20 protein-coding genes and 3 pseudogenes are annotated in these 25,594 nt (G+C 57.0%); 17 read left to right on the forward strand and 6 right to left on the reverse strand.

Going from position 1 to position 25,594, the window contains the following annotated elements:
- Window positions 1-70: 70 nt before the first annotated feature.
- The 4 genes from tauD to tauA all read right to left on the reverse strand — a co-directional run bounded on the left by tauD (window position 71) and on the right by tauA (window position 3,813).
- Window positions 71-904, reverse strand: a complete 834-nt coding sequence (gene tauD, locus ACI5GA_RS17910) for a taurine dioxygenase (protein ID WP_404635126.1) — start codon at window positions 902-904, stop codon at window positions 71-73.
- Window positions 905-964: 60 nt separating this feature from the next.
- Window positions 965-1,816 (reverse strand): taurine ABC transporter permease TauC, encoded by an 852-nt coding sequence (tauC, locus tag ACI5GA_RS17915; RefSeq protein ID WP_421423619.1) that lies wholly within the window; start codon window positions 1,814-1,816, stop codon window positions 965-967.
- On the reverse strand, window positions 1,813-2,604 hold the full coding sequence (gene tauB, locus ACI5GA_RS17920) for a taurine ABC transporter ATP-binding subunit (protein ID WP_421423621.1): 792 nt from the start codon (window positions 2,602-2,604) through the stop codon (window positions 1,813-1,815). The genes tauC and tauB overlap by 4 nt, the downstream gene beginning before the upstream one ends.
- A 231-nt stretch (window positions 2,605-2,835) precedes the next feature.
- Entirely contained in the window at window positions 2,836-3,813 is a 978-nt protein-coding gene (gene tauA / locus ACI5GA_RS17925) for a taurine ABC transporter substrate-binding protein (RefSeq protein ID WP_404635120.1), read from the reverse strand.
- A gap of 816 nt (window positions 3,814-4,629) precedes the next feature.
- Here tauA and ACI5GA_RS17930 point away from each other — a divergent pair.
- From ACI5GA_RS17930 to ACI5GA_RS17985, 12 genes and pseudogenes are all read left to right on the forward strand, one after another.
- A complete protein-coding gene (locus ACI5GA_RS17930; RefSeq protein ID WP_421423623.1) occupies window positions 4,630-6,018 on the forward strand; it encodes an OprD family porin in 1,389 nt (462 codons plus the stop codon).
- A 566-nt stretch (window positions 6,019-6,584) separates the two neighbouring features.
- A pseudogene (locus ACI5GA_RS17935) lies at window positions 6,585-7,131 on the forward strand (chromate resistance protein ChrB domain-containing protein).
- Window positions 7,124-8,482 (forward strand): chromate efflux transporter, encoded by a 1,359-nt coding sequence (gene chrA / locus ACI5GA_RS17940; protein WP_421423625.1) that lies wholly within the window; start codon window positions 7,124-7,126, stop codon window positions 8,480-8,482. Before ACI5GA_RS17935 ends, chrA begins: the two are co-directional and overlap by 8 nt.
- A 113-nt stretch (window positions 8,483-8,595) precedes the next feature.
- A pseudogene (locus ACI5GA_RS17945) lies at window positions 8,596-8,807 on the forward strand (chromate resistance protein ChrB domain-containing protein); the annotation flags it as partial.
- 254 nt (window positions 8,808-9,061) lie between these two features.
- Window positions 9,062-10,201, forward strand: a complete 1,140-nt coding sequence (locus ACI5GA_RS17950) for a glutathione-independent formaldehyde dehydrogenase (RefSeq protein ID WP_421423626.1) — start codon at window positions 9,062-9,064, stop codon at window positions 10,199-10,201.
- Between the two features lie 328 nt (window positions 10,202-10,529).
- Window positions 10,530-11,588, forward strand: a pseudogene (locus ACI5GA_RS17955) (putative bifunctional diguanylate cyclase/phosphodiesterase); the annotation flags it as partial.
- A gap of 263 nt (window positions 11,589-11,851) precedes the next feature.
- Window positions 11,852-12,154, forward strand: coding sequence for a putative quinol monooxygenase (locus ACI5GA_RS17960; RefSeq protein ID WP_279892650.1), 303 nt, complete (start codon window positions 11,852-11,854; stop codon window positions 12,152-12,154).
- 361 nt (window positions 12,155-12,515) lie between these two features.
- Complete coding sequence (locus tag ACI5GA_RS17965) at window positions 12,516-13,061, forward strand: redoxin domain-containing protein (RefSeq protein WP_421423629.1); 546 nt, start codon at window positions 12,516-12,518, stop codon at window positions 13,059-13,061.
- Between the two features lie 8 nt (window positions 13,062-13,069).
- Entirely contained in the window at window positions 13,070-13,609 is a 540-nt protein-coding gene (locus tag ACI5GA_RS17970) for a DsbA family protein (RefSeq protein ID WP_421423630.1), read from the forward strand.
- A 278-nt stretch (window positions 13,610-13,887) separates the two neighbouring features.
- A complete protein-coding gene (locus tag ACI5GA_RS17975; protein WP_421425489.1) occupies window positions 13,888-16,647 on the forward strand; it encodes an AAA family ATPase in 2,760 nt (919 codons plus the stop codon).
- Between the two features lie 234 nt (window positions 16,648-16,881).
- Window positions 16,882-18,645 (forward strand): monovalent cation:proton antiporter-2 (CPA2) family protein, encoded by a 1,764-nt coding sequence (locus ACI5GA_RS17980; RefSeq protein WP_421423631.1) that lies wholly within the window; start codon window positions 16,882-16,884, stop codon window positions 18,643-18,645.
- Between the two features lie 134 nt (window positions 18,646-18,779).
- Window positions 18,780-19,271 (forward strand): phosphate-starvation-inducible PsiE family protein, encoded by a 492-nt coding sequence (locus ACI5GA_RS17985; RefSeq protein WP_404635106.1) that lies wholly within the window; start codon window positions 18,780-18,782, stop codon window positions 19,269-19,271.
- Between the two features lie 96 nt (window positions 19,272-19,367).
- On the opposite strand, the gene ACI5GA_RS17990 is transcribed toward ACI5GA_RS17985, so the two are convergent.
- Complete coding sequence (locus tag ACI5GA_RS17990) at window positions 19,368-20,228, reverse strand: LysR family transcriptional regulator (RefSeq protein WP_421423633.1); 861 nt, start codon at window positions 20,226-20,228, stop codon at window positions 19,368-19,370.
- 200 nt (window positions 20,229-20,428) lie between these two features.
- Between ACI5GA_RS17990 and gloA the strand changes: the two genes are divergently transcribed.
- The gene (gene gloA / locus ACI5GA_RS17995) at window positions 20,429-20,824 is read left to right on the forward strand and encodes a lactoylglutathione lyase (protein ID WP_421423635.1); all 396 of its coding nucleotides are present in this window, start codon (window positions 20,429-20,431) and stop codon (window positions 20,822-20,824) included.
- Window positions 20,825-21,081: 257 nt separating this feature from the next.
- Here the strand turns inward: gloA and ACI5GA_RS18000 are convergent, their stop codons facing one another.
- Window positions 21,082-21,969 (reverse strand): LysR family transcriptional regulator, encoded by an 888-nt coding sequence (locus ACI5GA_RS18000; RefSeq protein WP_404635102.1) that lies wholly within the window; start codon window positions 21,967-21,969, stop codon window positions 21,082-21,084.
- A gap of 101 nt (window positions 21,970-22,070) precedes the next feature.
- Here ACI5GA_RS18000 and ACI5GA_RS18005 point away from each other — a divergent pair, with 101 nt between their 5' ends.
- The 4 genes from ACI5GA_RS18005 (at window position 22,071) to ACI5GA_RS18020 (ending at window position 25,509) form a co-directional block, all read left to right on the forward strand.
- Complete coding sequence (locus tag ACI5GA_RS18005) at window positions 22,071-23,069, forward strand: zinc-dependent alcohol dehydrogenase family protein (RefSeq protein WP_421423636.1); 999 nt, start codon at window positions 22,071-22,073, stop codon at window positions 23,067-23,069.
- Window positions 23,070-23,300: 231 nt separating this feature from the next.
- Window positions 23,301-23,594 (forward strand): putative quinol monooxygenase, encoded by a 294-nt coding sequence (locus ACI5GA_RS18010; protein ID WP_404635098.1) that lies wholly within the window; start codon window positions 23,301-23,303, stop codon window positions 23,592-23,594.
- A 10-nt stretch (window positions 23,595-23,604) separates the two neighbouring features.
- Entirely contained in the window at window positions 23,605-24,624 is a 1,020-nt protein-coding gene (locus ACI5GA_RS18015; RefSeq protein ID WP_192067732.1) for a zinc-binding alcohol dehydrogenase family protein, read from the forward strand.
- A 246-nt stretch (window positions 24,625-24,870) separates the two neighbouring features.
- Window positions 24,871-25,509: a peroxiredoxin gene (locus ACI5GA_RS18020; protein ID WP_404635096.1), complete on the forward strand. Its 639-nt coding sequence runs from the start codon at window positions 24,871-24,873 to the stop codon at window positions 25,507-25,509.
- Window positions 25,510-25,594: the final 85 nt, after the last annotated feature.

The following is a 25,594-nucleotide window of genomic DNA, read 5'->3' on the forward strand; positions in this document are numbered from 1 at the left end:
ACTCCGACGTCTGCTGACCGGCCTCAGGATCGGTCGGCAGACGCGAGCGTCGTCACACTGGGCGTGCCGGTCAAAACGGCACATCCCCCAGAATCGTCGCCCGGTGCATCACACGGCGCTGCGGTCGGTAATCATCCACGGCGTAATGCTGTGTCACGCGGTTGTCCCACATCGCCACATCGTTTACCTGCCAACGCCAGCGAATGGTGAATTCAGGTCGTGTCGCGTGGGCGAACAGCAATTTCAGAATGGCCTCGCTTTCTGCGGACTCCAGTTCATTGATCCGCGTGGTGAACCCGTCGTTGACGAACAGCGCCTTGCGCCCGCTCACAGGATGAGTGCGGATGACCGGATGGGACAGCGGCGGATTCTTGCGGCGGGTTTCCTCCCAACGCGCCAGATCCTCAGCGGTGGTACCAAACCGCTCCAGCGGGAATGACCGGGTGAAATCGTGAGTGGCTGTCAAACCGTCCAGCAGCGCCCGCAGCGGTGCGGACAACGCTTCGAACGCTGCGATGCCACTGGCCCACAAGGTATCGCCGCCGTAGGTCGGTAGTTGCTTGGCACTCAGCACGGCGCCCAGCGCAGGTGTCGGCAGAAAGGTCACGTCGGTGTGCCAGATCGCGTTGTCGCGCACGTCGGTCACAGCAGTGTCGAGCACCATGACTTCTGGCTGTTCGGGCACGTTGGGGTAGATCGGATGTGTGTGCAGATCGCCAAACTGCGCCGCGAAGCGCGCTTGTTGTTGAGGCGTAATGGGCTGTTCGCGAAAGAACAGCACCTGATGCTTCAGCAGCGCCTGTTCGATAGCATCGCGTTGCTTGGCAGTCAGGTCGCGGCTCAGGTCGACGCCACTGATTTGCGCGCCCAATGCGGAGCTGAGTGGGGTGATGTGAAGGCTCATGTTGGTCTCGCTGTGTGCGCCGAAATGTCGGCGTAGTCAGTCTTGATAACGCGTCGGTTGTCAGTGATTTTGGCCGTGCCACGGCACCAGTTTGCGTTGCAGAGCGCGCAGGCCCATTTCCAGTGCGAAGGCGATGAAGGCGATCACCAGAATTCCGAGCACCACGACATCGGTCACCAGGAACTGCGCCGCCGATTGCACCATGAAGCCCAGCCCGCTGGTGGCGGCGATCAGTTCTGCGGCCACCAGCGTTGACCAGCCAACACCCAGACCAATGCGAATGCCAGTGAGGATATCGGGCAGGGCGCTGGGCAGAATCACATGGCGAATCAGTTGCCAGCGAGTGGCCCCCAGCGATTGCGCCGCCCGCAGTTTGGCGCTGTCCACCGTGCGTACGCCGGTCGCCGTCGCAATGGCAATCGGCGCGAAGATCGCCAGATAAATCAGCAGGACCTTGGAGAATTCGCCGATACCGCACCAGATCACGATCAGCGGCAGGTAGGCCAAGGGCGGAATCGGGCGGTAAAACTCGATCAGCGGGTCAAAAATGCCTCGGGCAATGCGGTTATGACCGATGGCGATCCCGACGGGAATGGCAGTCAGGACTGCGAACGCCAGGCCCAGCCCGATGCGTTGCAGGCTCGCCCCCAAATGTTGCCAGAGCGTGGACTCCATATAGCCTTGCGTCATCAGTAACCAGGCCTTGGCCAACACTGCGGAAGGTGATGGCAAAAACAACGGTTCGATCCATTCGAACGCCGTGACGACCCACCAGGCGGCGACCAGCGACACCAGCGTCAAGACGCTGATCGCGCGGGTGCTCAGATAAGGGCGTGCCGAGGGCACCTTTCGAATGGGAGCTGGCGCTTGGGCGAGCGCCTCGCTGAGCGGCGGCGACTGAAGCTTGCTCATGCCCGTTGCTCCTGAAGGGATTGGCGCTGCGAGAACACCCGCGCCAGGACGTGCTCGCGGGTAGCAATGAATTGTGGATCGGATTTGATCGCCCGCGCCGACTCCCCCGCGCTGTAGCGATGGCCAAAATCCAGCTTCAGGTGCTCGACGATTTGCCCCGGATTGGGTGCCAGCAGGATCAGGTCGGTCGCCAGGAACACCGCCTCTTCGATGTCGTGGGTGATCAGAAACACGGGCTTGGCGCTGCGTTGCCAGACTTGCAACAACAGTTCTTGCATCTGCTCGCGGGTGAAAGCGTCCAGCGCGCCAAACGGCTCGTCCATCAGCAGTACGCGCGGGTCCGCTGCCAGCGCGCGGGCCAGACCGACGCGTTGTTTTTGGCCGCCGGATAACTGCCAGATACGGCGCGTCTCGAAACCGGCCAGATCCACCAGCGCGAGCATTTCACGCGCTTTGGCTTCTCGCTGCGCTTTGGCAACGCCCGCCAGTTCCAGACCGAAAGCAACGTTGGCCAACACGTCCTGCCAAGGCAGCAGCGCGTCGTCCTGAAACACCACGCCGCGCTCGGCGCTCGGCCCTTTGACGGGCACGTTATCGAGCGTGATGCGACCCGCACTGGGTTCAACGAAACCGGCAATCAGGTTCAACAGCGAAGTCTTGCCACTGCCAGAGGGACCGAGGGCGACCAGTAACTGTTGTGGGCCGAGGGTCAGGGAAATGTCCGACAGCACCGGTTCGGCCGCACCGGGGTACTGTGCGCAGATGCGCTCCAGTTGTAACAAGGCCATGGCGATGACTCCGTTTTCGGTAGGTGTGAACGTTTCTTTGGGAGGTCCTGTATTGACCGGTCAAGCGCGTTCGCCACCCAGGCGGCTCCCACAAGGGTCGCCCCGAATCTTGTATTCGACGCTGAAACTGTGGGAGCCGGCTTGCTGGCGAAAGCGTCTTGCTTGACACATTGTCATTGCCTGCCTGTCCGTTTTCACAAGCAAGGCGGCTCGTACAGGTATAGCGAGGGTTTACTGAGTAACAAACTTCGCACTGACATAAGGCGTGTAATCCGCCAATACCGCATCGACCTTGCCCTGCTCTTTAAGGAAGGCGGCGGTTTTGCCAATCGCTTCGGTCGTCGGCGCGCCCAGCTCCTTCACTTGATCAGCGGCCAGCGGATAGACGTTGCCTTGCAGCAGGCCGGGGATGTCATCGGCCTTGGCGCCAGACAGCTTCACCAGCTTGTCGACATTGTCTTTGCTTGAGAGCCATGCCGCCGGGTCTTTGCGGTAGTTGGCGTACGCATCGAGGGTCGTTTTGGCGAAGGCTTTGACGATCTCAGGGTGCTTGTCAGCGAAATCCTTGCGCACGATCCAGGCGTCGAAGGTCGGCGCGCCCAGCTTTGCCAGCTCACCGGAGGTGATCAGCACTTTGCCGGTTTCCTTGGCGACGCCCAATGCGGGGTCCCAGACGTAAGTGGCATCGATATCACCGCGTTTCCACGCTGCCGCAATGGCTGGCGGGGCGAGGTTGAGGATGGTGACCTTGGACGGATCGATGTTCCAGTGCTTCAGCGCCGCCAGCAGGCTGTAGTGCCCGGTGGACACGAACGGCACGGCGATCTTCTTGCCGACCAGATCCTGCGGTCCGCTGATCCCTGATCCGTTGCGTGCCACCAGCGCTTCGGCGGCGCCGATCTGCGTGGCGATCAGGAATGTTTCCACGGGCACTTTGCGAGTCGCCGCTGCGGTCAGTGGGCTTGAGCCCAGATAGCCGATCTGCACGTCGCCCGACGCAATGGCCGTGATGACGTCCGCCCCATTATCGAATTTGCGCCATGCGATGTTCGAGCCGGTGGCTTTCTCGTAGGCGCCATCGGCCTGAGCGACTTTCGCCGGGTCGACGGTGGTTTGATAAGCGACGGTAAAGTCCGCTGCGTGGGCGAACAGGGCGGCGCTCGTCAGCGACAGGGCTGCCAACAGGCGAAGAGGTTTAAGCAGATTCATGGTGAGACTCCGGATCAAGGCAGGCCGAGGACTGAATGAAACGGAGCGTAAATGATCTAAGAAACGCCAAATAAATAACGTTTTGGCATGAGCTTAGAGTGGATTTTCAGCAGTCTGAGCGAGTGGGACCGCGAAAATCGAAAAAAATGCGATGGTGATGTGACCGTTCATCGAAATGTCACAATTGACAAATAGGATCTGCACGCTTGCACAAAGGATGCTTTTGCCCTCAGCACAGGAATACCTTGTCTGGCAAGGCTGGCACTGAGGGCCATCATGGATTTCGGCGGAACGATCAGCGGATCTGGCACGAGCCAGTCAACTGACAAGTTTGTTCCGCACTCCTCGAAAAAACTGACGGATAGCAGGGTGACAACTGTAACAATTGCGTCTACCCCGTAATCAAGTTCTTTATTTTCAAAGAGTTATGTCGGTAATTCTCACCTTGTTTCACAGACTGGTCGTGACTGGGCAGTCTGATTCCGGTCGTACGATGTGGGGAAACTTATCGATCTGACGAACGGGATCGAAATATTTTTTGGGAATTAGGTAAAGACGCCGATACACTCCGCAGCGGACGGTTGAAACGGCTTGTGACATATAACTGCTTGGCATAAAAGCAGGTCAAACAAGTCTTTTTAGGTTTAAAGGATTTACCTTACCTTGCAGCCAGCCGTAAACGCGGTCTAGTCAATTAGTCTTGGGGCCATTGACTCACCGAGTCGGGTCCGGCGCTAATCGCGCATCCGCGGTCTTGAGCCTTCGGTCTCAGAACCAAGGAACTACAAAAATTAGATTCAAGAGGAGCGAAACACAATGAAGAAGTCCACCCTGGCCTTGGCCGTTTACGCTGGTGTAGTGGCCACTCAGGCTGGTGCTGCCGGTTTCTTTGACGACAGCAAGGCAACCGTAAGCTCTCGTACTCTGTATTTCGAGAACGACAACCGCGAGCAGTTCGGCACCACTAAAGCATCTGACCAGCGCCAAACGGCTACCGGTCTGCTGTTCAACTTTATCTCCGGCTACACCCCGGGCACCGTGGGCTTCGGTCTGGACGTGCAGAGCATGCTGGGCATCAACCTGGGTGGTGGCATCACTCACCACACCGCCAGCACTGCAAACACCGTGACTCCGGTTGATACCGACGGTACTCCTGTAGATGACTGGAGCCGCACTGGCGCCAACGCCAAAGTCAAAATCTCCAAGACCGAGCTGAAACTGGGTAACGCCCTGCAGCCGAACTTGCCGATTCTGGTTGCGAACGACGGTCGTCTGCTGCCACAAACCTTCGAAGGTGGCATCGTCACTTCCAAGGAACTGGATGGCTGGACCTTCACTGGCGGTAAGCTGACTCAGGCCGCTGGCCGTGCGTCGAGCAACTGGTCGGGTATGGCCGTTGCCGGTGGTACGCATGACTCCAACAGCTTCACCTTCGCCGGTGCTGACTGGAAAGTCACCAAAGACCTGACCCTGCAGGCTTACCATTCGGTTCTGGAAGACTACTACAAGCAGACTTTCCTCGGCCTGGTACACGTTCTGCCAATCGGTGATGACCAGTCCTTCAAGACTGACCTGCGTTACTTCGACAGCCGCTCCGACGGCAAGAACGGCGAAACCGGTTACGTGTTCAACAACAACGGCGGCTATGCCAAGAACGCTGGCGAAGTTGACAACAAAACCTGGTCGGCCATGTTCACCTACACCCTGGGTGGCCACTCGCTGATGCTGGGTCACCAAGACGTGGGTGACGACGGCGGCTTCGTCTGGATCAACAACGGCAACATCACCAAGAACGGTGGCGCTGCAACTGTAGCCAACGCAGCTGAAGGTCAAGGCGGTTCCAGCTTCTACCTGTTCACTGACTCGATGATCAACCAGTTCGCACGCGCTGGTGAGACCACCAACTTCGGTCAGTACTCCTATGACTTCGCACGTCTGGGCGTTCCAGGTCTGAAAGCAGCTTTCGCTTACCTGAAAGGCGACAACATCAAGTCGCAGCGCGGCAACCTGGGTGACAGCTCCGAGTGGGAACGCGACATGCGTATCGACTACGTGTTCCAGGACGGTCCTCTGAAGGGCTTCGGCGCTACCCTGCGTCGTGCTAACTACCGTGGTAGCTTCACTGGCACCAACGCTCAGAACAGCCACATTGCTGACCAAGACCAGACTCGTCTGATCTTCAACTACACCTACGCTTTCAAATAGTCACCAAAGACTATCCTGTAAAGATTCATACTTAAGGCCCTGATTTCAGGGCCTTTTTTATTTTTGTAGGAGGACACGAAGAGCGTACTACCTGCGAGAAATCGACCGTCCACATCCCGTCGGCCGAAGCAACCCGACTTGCGATGATCGGTATAACAGCCGGATTGGGCACTACAGTCTCACGATAGCCCGAGGGTATGGGACTGTACGCGATATGGTACAACCGCAGTGTGACGACGCTTTTCAAAAGTTGAGGTGCGAAATCCTCGGTGTAAGCGTTGTTCGCAATCAGTACCTATCGCGCCTGCACTTGACTACGACGCCCTCCGGCTTCAACTGAGAGCACTACGCGACCGGGCTGTTGCTGATTTACAGAACAGACTCGACTGCGCTCGAAAATACGCGCGCCCTCGTGTTCCGCGGCTCTCGCCATACCTTAAGCCTGCGCGTAGGAGTTCAAAACCGCGCCTGTCGGATTGTTCCAACCGGCGATCAAGCTCCTGCTGCAGTATGTCTAGCCTGTACTCGCCGAACTCGAGGGAGCCACTGCCAATGCTACTGAACGCATGCGGGCCTGGCGGGCTTTGAAGGCCTCTGGTGCAGCGGTATTACGCGATGGTGCATATTTGTTGCCTGACAACAATGTCTGTCGTGAAGTCTTGGCGTCTGTCGAACGCGACATCCTCTCCATCAATGGCACTGCTTACATCCTGCCGGTGGTCGATCCGCAAGGTGAGCGTTTTGTCGAGTTGTTTGACCTTCATTGATTCTGAAGCCCAGATCCTATGGCTGGAAACCCCACATGACTGTGCAGCAGACGCGCTGGGCTTCGACTTCGATGGTGCGACCTTCAGTCATGTCGGCAATCGCGTGACCTTCGAAACCCTGCAAGCCAGTTTTGAGCTTCAAGAACCCGGCCTGAACCGCATTGCGGCTTTGGTGCACTACCTCGATATCGGCGGTATTCAGCCTTTGGAGGCTGCAGGCATCGAGCGCGTGCTGGCAGGACTGCGCGAAACGATGACCCATGACGACCACTTGCTGGCTGCTGCCAGCGCCATCTTCGACGGCCTGCTCGCCGAGTTTGAGAAAGAGGAACAACCCCATGAGTAAGGTATTGCCATCAACGGCTGAAGAGGGTCTATCGAGGCCGGAGGCGATCAGCTTGTGTGAGGCATTCTGGTTCTGGTTGAAGCTCGGCTTCATCAGTTTCGGTGGGCCCGCCGGGCAGATTTCGATCATGCACCAGGAGTTGGTAGAACGTCGGCGCTGGATCTCCGAACGACGCTTTCTCCATGCGCTCAACTATTGCATGTTGCTGCCTGGGCCAGAGGCGCAGCAATTGGCGACCTATATCGGCTGGCTGATGCATCGAACCTGGGGTGGAGTAATTGCCGGAGTGCTGTTTGTGCTGCCCTCATTGTTCATCCTCATCGCTTTGTCGTGGATGTACATCGCGTTCGGCGAGGTGCCGGTGGTGGCCGGCCTCTTCTATGGGATCAAACCTGCCGTGACGGCCATCGTGGTGCAGGCGGCACACAGGATTGGCACTCGGGCGCTGAATAATTATTGGCTGTGGGCGATAGCAGCGGCTTCATTTACCGCGATCTTCGCGTTCAATGTGCCGTTCCCGTTGATCGTATTGGGAGCAGCGTTAATCGGCTATGTCGGCGGGCGGCTGGCGCCTGAGAATTTCAGAGCTGGGGGCCATAGCGCTGCCAAAAAGTCCTTTGGCCCAGCATTGATCGATGACGACACTCCGTCCCCGGAACATGCCCGGTTCAGCTGGATTAAACTGGCGATGCTGGCCCTCATCGGCGCAGCGCTGTGGGCGTTGCCGATGGTAACCCTGACCGCGCTCTTTGGCTGGGAGGGCACCTTGACCCAGATGGGCTGGTTCTTTACCAAGGCCGCGTTGCTGACCTTTGGTGGAGCCTACGCTGTGCTCCCGTATGTCTATCAAGGCGCGGTCGGTCACTATGGCTGGCTTACCCCGACCCAGATGATCGACGGTTTGGCACTGGGGGAAACCACACCTGGGCCACTGATCATGGTGGTGGCCTTCGTCGGCTTTGTTGGAGCGTACGTCTCGCAAGTGTTCGGCGCCGATCAGATGTTTCTGGCCGGGGCTGTTGCGGCCACCCTAGTGACATGGTTCACCTTCCTGCCCTCGTTCCTGTTTATCCTCGCCGGTGGCCCGCTGGTGGAATCGACCCACAACGAACTCAACTTCACTCCACCGCTTACCGCAATCACAGCGGCGGTGGTTGGAGTGATCCTCAATCTGGCCTGTTTCTTCGGCTATCACGTGCTATGGCCGCAAGGCTTCAGCGGACACCTCGACTGGCCCTCTGCGCTGATCGCCATTTTGGCGGCAATTGCCTTGTTCCGCTTCAAACGGGGCGTGATTCAGGTGCTGATGGCCTGTGCACTCGTCGGCTTGACAGTGCACCTGTTGGGGTAAAAGCACGATTTGAATAGCAGTCTTTGGCGGGCGCCGGGCTCGCCAGATGACCCAGCCTGCCGAGCTAGGCAGGAGGTGTTTCATGGGGTTGGGTTACCCGTGAACGACCGAAGATCGACCGCATCGCTTGTCCGTGGCTGATCTCTCGCTTTATCGATCCCTAACCCGAGCTTCTATACGTGCCCAGCGCTGATGTGCTGCGGATTTCGGCGGAGAAGGATGCAACCTCCTACGACATCCGGGCGTTGAGCTGACCCATGAGGGTGAGCTCTCCAGCTTCGATGCATTCCTGAAAAAGTACCAACTTAGTGAGCCCACAACCCAAAGCGAACACTGCACCTTCGAGCTGGCCCGAAATGGTAGTCAGATGGGCTTTGGGTAGACCACTGCACATTTTATATATCGTATAAACGGGAGGCTCTGACTTAACGTGGAGCTGTAGATTCAGTGTTTATGATCGCCGGTTGTACGGATTACCACCGGTCCGGTAGTCACCCGAATCTTTGACCGTTCGACTCAGCCGACCAGCCAGATATCTCGTAGCAGACGAATCCAATTCAGTTTGAACGGGAGAACACAATGAAAGCCATCGTGTATAACGGGCCACGCGACGTCAGTGTACAAGACGTCCCCGACGCCAAAATTGAAAAGCCGACCGATGCCGTAGTGCGCATCACCACAACAAATATTTGCGGCTCTGACCTGCACATGTACGAAGGCCGCACCTCTATGGAAACAGGGCGAGTCTTTGGTCACGAAAATCTTGGTGAAGTCATTGAAGTCGGCGCTGGCGTAGATCGCGTCAAAGTCGGCGATCGCGTTTGTTTGCCATTTAACATCGGTTGCGGTTTTTGCGAGAACTGCGAAAAGGGGTTGACTGGTTTTTGCCTCACAGCCAATCCGGGCACTGCCGGTGCGGCTTATGGCTTTGCCGATATGGGCGAGTACCAGGGTGGTCAAGCGGAACTGCTCCGAGTGCCCTATGCAGACTTCAACTGCCTGGTACTGCCAGAGGATGCACAGGAAAAAGAAAATGACTACGTCATGCTGTCAGACATTTTCCCTACCGGTTGGCATGCAACCGAGCTGGCTGGCCTGATGCCCGGTGAAAGCATTGCCATTTACGGTGCGGGGCCAGTGGGGCTGATGGCTGCGCATGCCGCGATGATCAAAGGCGCTTCGCAGGTGTTCGTGGTCGACAATCATCCAGATCGATTGAAGCTGGCGGCGCAAATGGGTGCCACGCCGATCAATTCGCTGGAAAAGGAAGCGGTCGACCAGATTCTCAACCTGACTCACGGCAAGGGGACTGATCGGGGCTGTGAATGTGTTGGGTATCAATGCTGTGACAAACACGGTCATGAAGCCAATCATCTGACCATGAACAACCTGGTGGCTTCGACCAAAGCCACTGGTGGTATCGGCGTCGTCGGGGTGTTCGTGCCTCAGGATCCAGGTGCGCAGAACGAACTCGCCAAAGAAGGGAAGATGGCCTTCGACTTCGGTGCGTTTTGGTTCAAGGGCCAGCAGATTCGCACCGGCCAGGCCAACGTGAAGGCTTATAATCGTCGGCTCGCGGAGCTGATTCACCATGACCGCGCTAAACCTTCGCAGATCATTTCCCACAGCCTGAAACTGGCTGAAGGTCCTGACGCGTACAAGCATTTTGATGCGCGGGATGAGGGTTGGACGAAGGTCATTCTGAAGCCAGCAGCATGAGAGCCATCTCGATGGCTTGAGCCGTAGATTCAGCGGCAATTTGGAGTCGTCAAAAGGTGCGAACCGAATTGCCGCTCAATGCTTCCGGTCATTAGTGCTAAAGATAGCCAGTCTACGTACTCCAGTGCTTCTTCCTTAAATGCTGAAATCCGGACCTAGAACGAAACCCCTGCGGGCAAATTGTGTACGCCGCTATGCAGCCATTAACACATGTGGTGATGTCCGAATCCATGTCTCACGCCTGCAACTATCCTTAGCTGCCTTATGTTCAGTGACTGCTTCTGGCCGATTCTGTTGAAAAAGTCGGTACTTCCAGACTGCTCGCATACAGGTTAGGCCCGCGGACACGATCGTGCGCATGGGCGGTGACGAATTCATCGTTCTGCTGCCGGACCTGCTGCGTGATGAAGACGTCGTGCCAGTGGTTGAGCGATTGATGGCCAGCATTGCCAGACCCTACTGCATCCAGGGCATCGACCTGCACGTGAGCGCAAGTGTCGGTATCACCCTGAGCGATGGTCACCTTGAGCAGCCGATGCAGTTGATCCAACAGGCTGACATGGCCATGTACAAAGCCAAACAACAAGGGCGCAACAACTTTCAGTAGTACACCAGCGACCTGAATCAGCGCAATGACCTGCAAAAGGCTATCGAGACTCGGTCGTTACAGCTGCATTATCAACCGCAGATCGACGCACGTACCGGGCGTGTGGTCGGGATCGAAGCGTTGCTGCGCTGGGAGCATCCGGAAAAGGGATTTATCCCCCCAGCGGTGTTTGTTCTGGTGGCCGAGGACAGTGGTCAGATCATCCCGCTTAGCCTTTGGGTGCTCGATACGGCCTGCGCTCAGTTGCGCCAGCTGGACGACCAGTGCATCACGGGCATCTCGATGGCCGTCAATATTTCACCAATGCATTTTCAGCGTGGCCATTTCGTGCAGTATGTCCAGGCCACGCTGGAGAAACACGGTCTGCGAGGTGAACAACTGGAGCTGGAGATCACCGAATCGCTTCTGTTGCATAACGCTGAACAGGCGATCGAGATGTTGCACCGGCTCAAGGCATTGGGGGTGCGCCTCGATGACTTCGGGACCGGTTTTTCCAGCCTTAGCTACCTCAAGCGTTTGCCGATCGACAAGATCAAGATCGACCGTTCGTTCATCCGGGAAATCGTTACCGATCATCACGATGCAGCGATCACCCAGGGCATTATTTCCATGGCCCACCACCTCAGCCTCATTGTGGTCGCCGAAGGCGTGGAAACGGCGTCTCAAATGGAATTCCTGAAAGGCAGTCGCTGCGATATTTTTCAGGGTTATCACTTCGCCAGACCGATGCCGTTTGCCGCGCTCAAAGCGTTCATGAGCGATCCAGAGTTTCACCCCTGACCGGCTTTGCGCTTGATCTGCTTGTTGAAAATCGGACCAAGGTAAAGCGCCGCTCCCGAAGAAATGGGCTGGGTGCAGCTAAATGACTGATGATGGGGCGGTCCGGCGTCTGCTTCTGGCCGTTTGCTCTGCCGGCGGAATGACTCGACGCTATCTTCCATCCCCGCGACGCTGGAGCTTGCTGGCAAGTCGGCAAATATCACGTTGGGCTTACTGGAAAGCATGGCGCATGATGACCTCGTCATAACAAGAGGAGACACGTCATGGTCAACGTAGCGTTGTTCGTTCGTCTCGAAGCAAAACCCGGGAAAGAGAAAGAGGTGGAGCGTTTTTTAATGAGTGGTCTCGCTATCGTGGAGGAGGAGCCAGCCACCACGGCCTGGTTCGCCATCCGCTTGGGGCCTTCCACCTTTGGCATCTTTGACGCCTTCCCGGATGAAGCAGGCCGACAGGCTCATCTTTCGGGCAAGGTCGCCGCCGCGCTTATGGCAAAGGCTGCCGAGCTGTTTGCCGAACCGCCGTCAATCGAGAAGGTTGACGTGCTTGCGGCTAAGCTGCCCGGCTAAGCAAGCCCGACAAGGCTCCAACCCGTCCCTGCCGCCTTTTTGCAGCCTCAGGGACGCGGCTGAGTCTGGACGTTACCGCGGGTCTCTTTTCGGCGGGCAGGTGCCTACAGCGACTATAGTCATTGGTACGTCAGATCAAATCAGCCATTGCGCTGCCAACCTGGCCTCAACCCAATTCCGCAAAAGCACGGCGGATCGCCTCGTGCTCGTAATGCGGCCCATACCCTCGCAGCCGAAGACACTCAGGCTTGTCTCGAGGCATCTTCGCCATTCTGAACCCCTTGACGGTGGATGGAATTACGCCGCCGGGCGAGTCGTATCCGGCTGAGCAGAACCCACCCCACCTATCAGGGCTCAAGCAATGAACACTTCAGCATTGGATGATGCAAAAGAAACGACCGACCGCCTGGTTCAAGGACCACTTCCAGCCGGCACTGTCGCCCCCGATTTCTCCCTGTACGCAACGCCCGATCAGCGGCTGTCCCTGCACGAGCTAAGGGGAAGTCCCGTAATATTGGCGTTCTACCCCGCTGACTGGAGCTCGGTGTGTGGCGACCAACTGACCTTGTACAACCAGGTGCTCCCCACCTTCAGAGAGTACGGCGCGACGCTGCTGGGTATTTCCGTCGACAGCGCCTGGTGTCATCAGGCCTTCGTCAAAGATCGTGGTTTTCACTTCAGCCTGCTTGCCGATTTCGAGCCCAAAGGAGCGGTGGCGCGACAGTATGGCGCGTACGATTCCCACCTTGGAGTTTGTAAGCGTGCGTTGTTCGTGATTGACAAGGAGGGGGTGGTCGCCTGGAGCTACGTTTCACCGATGGCAATCAATCCTGGAGCGGACGGCATTCTGGATGCGCTGGATGCTCTGGCAGATTCCCCACACAGCACGCCCGCCAAAAACCAGTAGGTGATCACATGGCCACTCTCAAAGTCCCGGTAACTGCAAACGACCATCGCCAGGGAAGGGCGGATGCCAAGGTCACACTGGTGGAATATGGCGACTACGAATGCCCCTATTGCGGTTTGGCGTACTGGGTCGTCAAAAAGCTGCAGCAGCATTTTGGCGAGGATCTGTTGCTTGTGTTTCGCAACTTTCCGCTGACCACCGCTCACCCGCATGCCCTGAGCGCAGCTGTCACCGCGGAATACGCCGGAAGTCGAGGGTTCTTTTGGGAGGCCCACGACGAGTTGTATGAACATCAGGATCGATTGGGTCTGCCGTTGTATGACGCCATCGCGCTGAGACACGGCCTTTCCAGCGATGAACTCGCGGTTGCCATGCAAACCGATATCTACCTGCCCAAAATACAATCCGATTTCAATGGCGGCGTCCGTAGCGGGGTAAACGGCACGCCCGCATTTTACATCGACGGCCTTCGTTATGACGGGCCACCCGAGGTCACCGAGATGAGTCAGGCGATCGAGCTTGCCTCAATGCGTGGGCTCAATCGCTAGAGAGCACGTGGGTGGATAGGTGACGACAGGTAATTTTGTAAACGAGCTATCTGGGGGTCGTTCGTCGGTAATCGGGTCGACGGGGCGCACGTTGATGAGATCGCGACTATGTTGATCGGGTGGCGTCGCTTCCCAGGGCCGCCATTCCCTCCCACGCAATCGTCTTCCCGACCACGCTCAGCGTATTGCTGGTCTCATGCCCCTGTTTCTTGAGCATCGCTTACGGGCACGTAGATCCATCTGTATGAGTCCGTGTTATCCATTTTTGGAGACAACTCATCATGGCTACTCTCTGTGAAATATGTAATGCCAGACCGGCCGTCGCGCGAGTGACTGTCTCGCAAAATGGCCAGGCCAGAACGATGTCCATTTGCGACCACGATTACCGTCGACTTTTACGCCATCAAAGCATGTTGAATCCCTTCGACTCTTTGCTGGGCGGTGGCGTGTCACGCTTTTTCGACAGCATGGGAGGTGCAGCGGACCCGGGAGGGGACGAATTCAGGCTGTCGGCGCATGTGCCTCGCGAATCTGTCGATGCAACCGATGCATTCAGCTCCCAGACCCTGGAAATCCTGCAACGCGCTGGAGAAAAAGCCCATGAGTTCAACCGCAGCGAGCTCGACACCGAGCACCTGTTGTATGTGCTTGCCGATACCGACGTAGGCACAGCGTTGCTCAAGGAATTGAAGCTTTCTGCGGACGACATCAAAGGCTACATCGATCAACACGCTCAAAGGGGCGCAGCGGAGGCGCAGGCCCTGGTGGATCAGATGAGCATCTCGCCTCGCCTGAAAAAAGTGTTCAATTTTGCATTCCAGGCATCTCGTGAGTTAGGGCACTCGTACGTTGGGCCCGAGCATCTATTGATCGGGCTTTCCTCGGTGCCCGAAAGCATCGCCGGAACGCTGCTCAAAAAATACGGCGTAACCCCTGAGGCCTTGCGGCAGAAGGTGGTCAAGGTGGTGGGCAAGGGGGCTGAGGACGGGAGAGTCGATACCCCGACGGGAACACCGACGCTCGACAAGTTCGGTCGCGACCTGACGTCATTGGCTCGTGAGGGCAAGCTGGATCCCGTATTGGGCCGCGCGCAGGAAATCGAAAATACCATCGAGGTGCTCGCCCGCCGCAGGAAGAACAATCCGGTCCTGATCGGCGAACCCGGCGTCGGTAAGACAGCCATTGTCGAAGGGCTTGCACAGCGCATAGTCAAGGGCGATGTCCCGGAAATTCTACGTGGCAGACGACTGGTTGAAGTCAACCTGAACTCAATGGTCGCGGGCTCCAAATACCGGGGTGAATTCGAGGAACGCGCCAAACAACTGCTCGATGAAGTGGCTGCAAAGAGCTCGGAGCTGATTCTGTTCATCGACGAGCTGCACACGATTGTGGGCGCGGGGCAGGGAGGCGAAGAGGGCGGCCTGGATATTGCCAACGTATTGAAACCCGCCCTGGCGCGCGGAGAACTCAGCCTGATCGGTGCGACGACGCTCAATGAGTACCAAAAGCACATCGAAAAAGATGCGGCGCTCGAAAGGCGGTTTCAGCCTGTCCTGATAGCCGAGCCCACCGTGGAACAGACCATCGTTATTCTGCGTGGGCTGCGGGACAAGCTTGAGGCGCATCATCAGGTGACGTTCGCCGACGAAGCATTCGTGGCCGCCGCGGAACTGTCGGACCGTTACATCACCTCGCGCTTTCTGCCGGACAAGGCCATCGACCTGATCGACCAGGCCGCGGCCCGCGTGCGCATCAGCGCCTCCTCAAGGCCTGCTGGGATTCAGGAACTGGAAGCGGAAATCACCCAGCTCAAACGCGAACAGGACTATTCATCCTCGCGCAAACGCTTTGATGAATCCAAAGGCTTCGAAGAGCGCATCGGTCAAAAACAAGCCCAGTTAGGAGAAGAGACAGAAGCCTGGGAGCGCAAGACGGGTTCAGAAACCCTTGAGGTGACCCTTGAGTCGATTGCCGAAGTACTGTCCCGTCTGACGGGTATTCCGGTGACCGAACTCACCCAGGAAGAGCGTCAAAAGCTGCTGAACATGGAAGACACGTTGCGCGATCGGCTGGTGGGGCAGGAGGACGCCGTGCTGGCGGTCAGCGATGCCGTTCGTTTGTCTCGGGCCGGCCTTGGACAAGCCAACAGACCGATTGCCACGTTTCTCTTTCTTGGTCCAACCGGCGTAGGCAAAACCGAGTTGGCCAAGGCGTTGGCAGAGACGGTGTTTGGTGACGAGCAATCGATCATTCGCATCGATATGTCGGAGTACATGGAGCGTCATGCGGTTGCCCGGTTGATCGGTGCGCCACCCGGTTATGTCGGATACGACGAAGGCGGTCAGTTGACAGAGCGCGTCCGCCGCAAGCCCTACAGCGTGATTTTGCTCGACGAGATTGAGAAGGCGCATCCCGATGTGAGCAACGTATTGCTGCAGGTGTTCGATGATGGTCGTCTCACGGACGGCAAGGGACGAGTTGTGGACTTCAGCAATACGATCATCATCGCCACCAGCAATCTGGGCTCTCCCGTCATCATGCAGAATCTTGGGCGACCAGAAAATGAACGCCTTACGGATAGAGCGTTACGTGATGAATTGATGGGCGTCTTGAAAGGGCATTTCCGTCCCGAATTCCTGAACCGTATCGACGACATCATCGTGTTCCATGCCCTCACTCGGGACAACATCCGATCGATTGTGGGCATTCAGCTTGATCGGGTCATTAGAACCGCGGCTGCCCAGAACATCACGGTGAAAGTGGCTGACACCCTCATTGATCATCTGGCGGATGTTGGTTATCAGCCCGAGTTTGGCGCGCGAGAGTTGAAGCGTCAGATTCGCCAGACCGTCGAAACGCGTCTTGCCAAGGAAATGCTCGCCGGCAAGCTCCAGGGCGGCGACAGCGTTGAGCTCAGTTACGACACGACGCGCGACGAAGTGATGTTCAACAAGCTGGACGCGCCAGCGACCTCAGCAACCGTGAGTCCGACTGACCGGCCTGACGATCGCGTGCCTATGACGGGGACAGCGACTTAACTCAACCCACTCCCGTTATTGGGCAACGGCGTTGTCGATCACGTCGTGAGATGAAGCATTGGCTCTTTGGACGCCTGGCCGAGCCCGGCGGACGACGATCCGCCCTTGCTGCACGCTACGGAGGGCGCCGGGTCCTGAAGCCTTTTTCAGGGCCGGGCACTTTTTTCATCGCTCTGTTCAGCACGCCTGCCTGCGGATGCCTTACGGTCCTGATGTGGGATGAGGGTCAATGCCATGGTCGTTGAAGGCAATGCGGGTCAACTATTCACTGTCGTCACTTTGCTTGCCGCTGCGGTGGTGGCAGTGCCATTGCTCAAGCGCATCGGACTCGGCTCAGTGGTTGGTTACCTGGCAGCGGGGCTGATCATTGGTCCCTTCGGGCTGCAACTGATCAACAACCCCCACACCATCATTGATATCGCCGAGCTGGGTGTGGCGATGTTTCTCTTTGTGATTGGCCTGGAGATGAAACCCTCGCATCTGTGGGATTTACGCCGGCAGATCTTTGGGTTGGGCAGCCTGCAGGTGCTGGTCTGTGCTGCGCTGCTCACCCTGGTGGGCATGGCCTTCGGGTTTCCATGGCAGGTCTCGTTCGTGAGCGCGGCGGGTTTTGTCCTGTCGTCCACGGCCATTGTTACCCAGGTCCTCTCCGAGCGCGGTGACATCACCGAGCCAAGGGGACAGCACGTCGTGTCCATCTTGTTATTCGAAGACCTGATGATTGCGCCGTTACTGGCAGTAGTCGCCTTCCTGGCGCCCCCTGATTGGGCGCATGAACCTGCATCCCCTCTCTGGCAACGCGTCGGTATCGCCGCGCTCTCCCTGGGCGCATTAACCGCCATCGGTCTGTGGTTGCTCAATCCGATGTTTCGGGTATTGGCCCAGGCCAAAGCGCGCGAAGTCATGACGGCTGCGACGCTGCTGGTGGTGTTGGGCGCGGCGCTGCTGATGGAAGTTGGCGGTCTTTCAATGGCGATGGGCGCTTTCGTGGCGGGCGTGTTGCTGTCGGAGTCGACCTTCCGCCACCAGTTGGAGGCCGACATAGAACCGTTTCGTGGCCTGCTGCTGGGGTTGTTCTTCCTCGGTGTCGGCATGACGCTGGATCTGCAAGTCATGGCCAGAAACTGGGCACTCATCACCTCCGGCGTGCTCTCGCTGATGGCGGTCAAGGCGCTGTGTATTTATGGCGTCGCTCGCTTCGCGAAAAGCAGCCATAGCGACGCACTGGATCGCGCCATGCTGATGGCACAGGGGGGCGAGTTTGCGTTTGTGTTGTTTGCCGAGGCACTCAAACTCAGGGTCATCAGTGCGGAAGTCAACGCCAACATGACCGCTATCGTCGTGCTGTCCATGGCGCTTACCCCCGTGACGCTGCTGCTGTCTCGACGGTTTGCTCCCGCGCGACCCGTTTCCCTGGACGGGGTGGAGGCCGCACACAATCTGCGATGCAATGTGCTCATCATCGGTTTTGGGCGTGTAGGGCAGATTGCCTGCCAGGCGCCGCTCTCCCAGGGGGCGAACATTTCCATCATCGATATCGATCCGGAGGTCATCCGCGCCGTGACACCGTATGGGTTCAAGGTCTATTACGGCGACGGCGCGCGCCATGAAATCCTGCACGCGGCCGGGGCGCATCACGCTCGCGCCATCATTGTCTGTGTGGATGACAAAAAAGCAGCGACGCGCATTGTCGAAAGCACGCGGCACTACTGCCCGCACGTGAAACTGGTGGTGCGGGCCTTTGACCGTGAACACGCGCTCGAGCTGATCAAACACAATGCGGACTACATTGTGCGAGAGACGTTTGAAGCTGCCCTGTTGCTCGGTCGTCAGGCAGTGTTGACGCTCGGTGCGTCTGAGCGAGAAGCCGACGCATTGGTCGACGAAGTTCGCAAACGCGATGCCGAACGCTTTGCCCTGGAGACGGCGGGCGGCCTGTTTGCCGGCCGTGCGCTGGTGCTGGGAAATATTGATCGCATCGATCCGCCGAGCGGATAGCGCATCGAGATCACCAGGATTGTTTCCGATGTACCCCTGAAACTCTGCTTCACTCAACCCTCCGGCGCGCTGGATCAGCGGCTACAGGCGAGCCATGCCGACGGCTAAAACCACACGAGCTGGAGAAAAAACTAATGAATAATCCGGACCCCTCAGCGCCACTGCCTTCGAGGTCGACGTTCAAAAACCTTCGTGTCCAGTGGTCACTGATGAACGCCTATGAGCGATTCGAGCAAATCATCGTGCTGGCGCTCGGTGTGATCATCTCGTGCGTCATCGTCATTGCATTGATTCAGCTCTACAGACGAGTGCTGCCGCTGGTGGTGGGGGGCGCGATTGATCCCTTGGATCACGGCGATTTCCAGTTACTGTTCGGTTCGATCTTCACTGTATTGATCGCCTTGGAGTTCAAGCACTCCATCATTCGTCCGGCGTTCAGGCACGGCAGCATCGTGCAGCTGCGAACAGTGATTCTTATCTCGCTCCTGGCCCTGAGTCGCAAATTCGTGATTCTTGATTCCGCTTCAACGCCCGCCGCCACTATCGCTGCATTGGGGTTTGCAACGCTGGTCTTGGGGATCATCTATTGGTTGTTCACAAAACGGGGTAGATGGCCGGAGGAATAGACGGCCCAGCCCTATTTCGTTGGGGGTTACCACCATCCCCTGCCAAAAGACGCCGTCGGGGTTTGACGAGTTCGAATCGTTTAGACGTGGTTGCAATTAAACACCCTGACGGTCGATGACCTCGATGAAGTTTCTGATCAGGGGGGATTGCTGGTTCTTTCTCCAGACGAAATAGATATCGCTTGAATCCAGACTGGGCGCCTGGTCAGCCTGAAACGTGTGCGCCTGACTGGCAAAACGATCCACGTAACTTTCCGGTACGCAGGCGAAACCTATCCCTTGCGCGATACAGGCGAAGATGGTCGGATACGATTCGATTTCCAGAATAGCCCTAGGCTGGATGCCGCTGCTTTCCAACCAGTTATCGACCTGTTGTCTGTAGTGGCATGTGCGACCGAATACATACAGTTCGAGCCCCGACAGGTCTTGAGGCGTGGGCGGGGAAAGTGATTTGGGCACTACTCTGAGCAAGCGCTCACGAAACGCTAATCGGCTATTCAGCAAGGGATGCTGGATCGGGCCGTCAGTAAGAATCAAATCAAGCTCGCCATCCATCAAAAGCCGCTCAAGGAATAGCGAGTGCTCCGGGCGAATGTGAACTTCGACCCCCGGTGCCTCAAGGCGATAGCGAACCAGGCGCTCTGGTAAATGATTGGCCAGCGCTACATCGAGCGCTCCGACGCGAAGCACTCCCTGGATGGAATCGTTCGAGAAGAGCGAGCGCGTTTCAGCTGCCAGGTCAATGAGCTGTTTGGCTTTTCGGTAGACCAGCCTGCCCTCGGGAGTGACCAGCAATCGGTTGTTTTCGCGGTTGAACAAAACGACGCCAAGTTGACTTTCGAGCTCTCGCAGTCTGGCCGTGATGTTCGAAGGCACACAATGCAGCGATGCGGCTGCCGCGGCTATCGTGCCGTGCTCGACGACGGCGCAAAGAAAGCCGAGCTGCGAAAGCTTCAATAGAATCTCCTTTTGTGATGGTCTGGCTCACATCTAGTCACTTTTAGTGATTGAGTGGGCAGCTTAACATTCTCCCATCAAGGGCTTCCAGCGTTGAACAGCCTGGCTGTTTGCGCAGAAATAGGCCTGGAATCGGGCCACGAGAAGCCTTTCAAGAGATGTTGGCCATGCAATGGGCCAACGCTGCCGTGGAGAAATAGATGCGCATACTGCATACCATGTTGCGTGTAGTGGACCTGGACAAATCCATTCACTTCTACACGAGGCTGCTTGGCATGAGCCTCTTGAGACGCAAAGACTTTCCAGAGGGCAAGTTCACACTGGCTTTCCTAGGTTATGGTCCGGAGACAGAGACGGTTGCATTGGAGCTGACGCGAAACTGGGGTCAACACAGCTACGAGCTCGGGGATGCTTACGGGCATGTCGCTATCGAGGTTGAAGATGCGGAAGCGTTATGCAGCCGTGCTGCGATCATGGGATATCGCGTTCCGCGACCTGCAGGTGTTATGAAACATGGGCGCACGATCATCGCGTTCATCGAGGACCCCAATGGCTATAAGGTTGAGTTGATTCAAAAAGGTACACAATTCGACTGAACGGGCGCCGCGAACGCGCGAATACGATCATTGACGTCCACCCATCACCACTCTCATTTTGAGGGGCTTGAAGTTTGAAGGCCTTTGCCGGATGAACGGATACGGTGGTCAGGATGCACTCTGATCTGCTGCAGCTTTATGTGAAAGCGACGCCCCTGTCCGGGGGCAACGAACCTGATTGATCTGCAGTTCAACTGACACGTTCCGGCTTCTTACACCATCCGGCGGGTTTCATCGTGGCGGCACGGTTGCTTTCTTCAAACGGGGTGGGTCGCGACCCACTCTTTGAGATGAGCAACAAAGCTGAGCACAGTCGGAGAGATGTTCTCTCTTGAAGGGTAGACCGCATACATTCCCACCGGCGCCTCAATGGTCCAATCGGACAACGCCTCGACCAGTGCTCCTGAATCGAGATCATCTCGGACGTGCCAGTCCATGAGCAGCGCTACGCCGTGTCCATCTATCGCCATCTGGCGAACCACTTCCCCAAGACTGGATGAAAACCGTTTGCGTATTTTGCAGGTTTTTTTGATGCCTGCGCGGGACATCGCCCAACTGGAATCCTTTCCGATGATGAGGCCATCCAATGTGGCCAACTCCTTTGGCGAGACAGGCATGCCCTGTTTTTCCCAATACTGGGGGGCGGCGCAAATCAGGCGTCGGGAATCAGCGATTCTTTGCGCAATCAGGGACGAGTCGGCCATCACGCCGTGTCGAATCGCGAGATCGGTACCATGGGCGGCCAGATCGACCAGTTGATCCGTCGGATGGAGATCAACGATGACACCAGGGTAGCGTTTGAGATAGCTGCTTACGACGCTCGATAAATAAGCTTGGGCAAATGTCGCGGAAGCGGTGACGCGCAGATGACCGGTAATCTCAGTCTTTTGAAAGAATCCTCGCTCGGCCTTCTCGACACTTTCGAGGATGCTCAAGGCATGCTGATACAGCTTCTCACCGTCCGAGGTGGGGCTGAGTTTGCGGGTGGTGCGGTTAAAAAGTCTCCGACCGACGCTGTCTTCAAGGGCCAGAAGACGCTTACTTCCACCTGCAGCCGTCATCCCCAGTCGTTCGGCAGCCGCTCGGATTGAGCCCTCCTCGAAAACGGCAGTAAACAAACGTAACTCATCGATGGAATCCAGCACGATTACCAACCAAAAGGACCGAAAGATTCAACGATCTTAGCGTATTTATCCTGTTTCATTGATGATAATTTATTCGCCTACAGTTCCTCGGAGTTAAGCACTTGAAAGCCATAGTGATAAATCAGCATGGTGGCTCGGACCTCTTCGTCGAAATTCAGACGGACGATCTCGTTGCGCGAGCGGGGCATGTGATTGTCGACGTGCGGGCGACAAGCGTGAATCCAGTGGACACGAAAATTCGTCGAGGCAGCGAAGGAACGGCTGGTCTGACTTTCCCGGCCACTCTCCACATTGATGTTTCGGGGGTAGTCAGCTCCGTCGGTACTGGTGTGACGCGCTTCAACCCAGGCGATGAAGTCTATGGCTGTTTCGGCGGCATCGTGGGGATTCCCGGTGCGCTGGCAGATCAGATGGAGGTCGATGCCCAGATGCTGGCGCTAAAACCCAAGTCGCTCTCTTTTGGCGAAGCAGCAAGCTTGCCGCTCGTGGCGATTACTGCATGGGAGGCGCTGATCGACCGTGCTTCGATCAAACCCAATGACAATGTCCTTGTACATGGTGGCACCGGCGGTGTCGGGCATATAGGCATTCAATTGGCCAAGGTGCTGGGAGCCAGGGTATCGACGACGGTTTCCACACCGGAAAAAGCGGAAATTGCCCGTCGGTTGGGCGCCGATGAAATTATTTTTTATAACAGCGAGACGCCTGAGGAATACAGTCAGCGAATCACTGAAGGAAAGGGATTCGATACGGTCTTCGATACCTTGGGCGGCGAGGTCTTACAGAACTCGCTGAAAGCCGCGAAGCTCAAGGGCCACGTCGTCTCGATCATCGGTTACGACACCTACGATCTGACCGAAATGCACTTCAAGGCATTGAGACTCGACCTGGTATTCATGGCTGTTTCGATCATTCATAACCAAGACCGCAAGCACCATGGCGAGATCCTGCAAAGACTGGCTGCCCTGGTCGATCGCGGCTTGGTCAAGCCACTGATCGATGAGCGCCATGATTTCACTGCTGCGGGTGTCAGTGCGGCACATGATCGCCTAGAGTCAGGTCGTGCCATTGGCAAAGTCGTCATTGAGCGAAAGGCTTAGTCACGCCGACACAGGATCGTGTGCACCGGGCCCGCAAGACAGTGACTCAGTCTTCCCCTTCGACGAGTTCATGTGTGTCGTGCCGATAACCTGGATCTCGACCAGGCCGCCATCTCGCAGCACCGCAGATTCAAATTGTTGGCTGCACGGCCGACGCCATGGATATCTTCGATACACCCGTGCCAGCCAATGCGCTCTCTCTTTATTTAACGCTTACAAGCAGGAGGTTTGATGACCACCCCTCTGACACTGATTGCCACTTTGATCGCCAAGGCCGGGTTTGAAGCCGAACTCGAGGAGATGCTGCAGCGCCTGCAAGGCCCGAGCCGAGCCGAAGCGGATTGCATCCAGTACGACTTCCATCGTGATGCCGAGCAGGCTCGCACTTTCCACATGATCGAACAGTGGCGCACTGAAGGGGCGCTGACTGCTCACGAAGCGACACCGCATTTTCAGGCCGCGCTCCCTTTCATCGAGCGTGCTGCTGAAAAGCTCACCATCACGAAAATGTATCGCATCTCCTGAGGTTCTTCGAATGAAAGCCATTGCACACTTCAAATGCCTGCCTATCGAACATCCCGACGCCTTGGTGGAGATCGATATACCCGAGCCAGTGCCGAAGCCGCGCGACCTGCTCGTAGAGGTAAAGGCCGTATCGGTCAATCCTGTCGATACCAAGGTGCGACAGGGCTACGTACCGCACGAAGACGAAAGCCAGCCCCGTATCCTCGGATGGGACGCTACCGGCGTGGTCAAGTCGGTCGGCAGCGACGTGACGCTGTTCAAGCCTGGTGACAGGGTCTGGTACGCCGGATCGTTGATCCGCCCGGGAAGTAACAGTGAGCTGCAACTGGTGGACGAGCGTATCGTCGGTTCAATGCCCCAATCGCTGGATTTCAGCCAGGCTGCGGCATTGCCACTGACTTCCCTGACCGCCTGGGAGTTACTCTTCGATCGCCTCGGTGTCGCACGTGATACCACCGACCGGGGCGAAACGCTGCTCATCGTCGGCGCTGCGGGCGGGGTGGGTTCGATCCTGACTCAGTTGGCGCGTCAACTGACCGGACTAACAATCATCGGCACGGCTTCGCGCCCGGAAACCCAGGCCTGGGTCACCGAGCTGGGTGCGCATCACGTCATCGACCATACCAAGCCACTCAGCGAAGAGCTCAAGCGCATTGGCATTGCACAAGTCAGCTATGTCGCAAGCCTGACCCAGACTGATCGGCACTACGAGCAAATCATCGAATCACTGAAGCCTCAGGGCAGGCTGGGCCTGATCGATGATCCGGCCACGCTTGACGCTGTGCCGCTGAAGCGTAAGAGCCTGTCGTTGCACTGGGAGCTGATGTATACCCGCTCGCTTTACGAAACCGAGGACATGCAGGAGCAGCACAACATCCTCAACGAAATTGCGCGGCACGTCGATTCGGGTCTCTTGCGCACCACTCTTGGCGATAACTACGGACGCCTCAGCGCAGAAAATCTTCGTCGTGCCCATGCTCTACTGGAAAGCGGCAAGGCGAAAGGCAAGATCGTTCTGGAGGGCTTCTAAGAGGTACCACAGAAACGACTGGGTAATCTCCAGCTCCAGGTACCCATCACGCAAACCGTGTTGCTTCAGGCGCCTGGACACGCGTGGAAAGCACCCCGCTTCGGCGGGGCTTTTTTATGCCGGAAAGAAAATAAAACATCTGCTTTTTATAGCGAAATGGCTGTTCAACATCGTTATTCGGTCTTTCAGTTTTAACGATTTCGCAGGCACAGTATCCCGACAACACCCATCAAAGGAGCTGACTGCATGAGCCTCAAACTTGGCGACATCGCCCCCGACTTCGAACAGCAATCCAGCCAGGGTCCGATCAAGTTTCACGAATGGCTGGGCAACCAGTGGGGCGTTCTGTTTTCCCACCCTGCCGACTTCACACCGGTGTGCACCACCGAGCTGGGTTTTACGGCCAAGCTCAAAGACGAGTTCGACAAGCGCAACGTCAAAGCTATCGCCCTTTCCGTGGACCCGGTCGATTCCCATATCAAGTGGATCGATGACATCAACTCCACCCAGAACACTATCGTGAATTTCCCGATTCTGGCTGACGCGGATCGCAAGGTGTCCGAGCTGTATGACCTGATTCACCCGAATGCCAGCGAAACCCTGACCGTGCGTTCGTTGTTCGTGATCGACCCAAACAAGAAGGTACGTCTGACCATTACCTACCCGGCCAGTACGGGTCGTAACTTCCACGAAATCCTGCGGGTGATCGACTCGCTGCAACTGACCGACAGCCACAAGGTGGCGACTCCGGCGAACTGGAAAGACGGTGATGACGTGGTGATCGTGCCGTCGATCAAGGACGAGGAAGAGATCAAGCAACGCTTTCCGAAGGGCTACAAGGCCGTCACGCCGTACCTGCGCCTGACGCCGCAGCCCAACCGCTGACAGACCTGCTTCAACCACGACATTCGGGCCGATTTATCGGCCCTTTTTTTATGCGGCCCGCTGCAAACTTACTGCGGGAAATTTT

This window comes from Pseudomonas sp. Pseu.R1 (assembly GCF_045764065.1).
Classification (GTDB): Bacteria; Pseudomonadota; Gammaproteobacteria; order Pseudomonadales; family Pseudomonadaceae; genus Aquipseudomonas.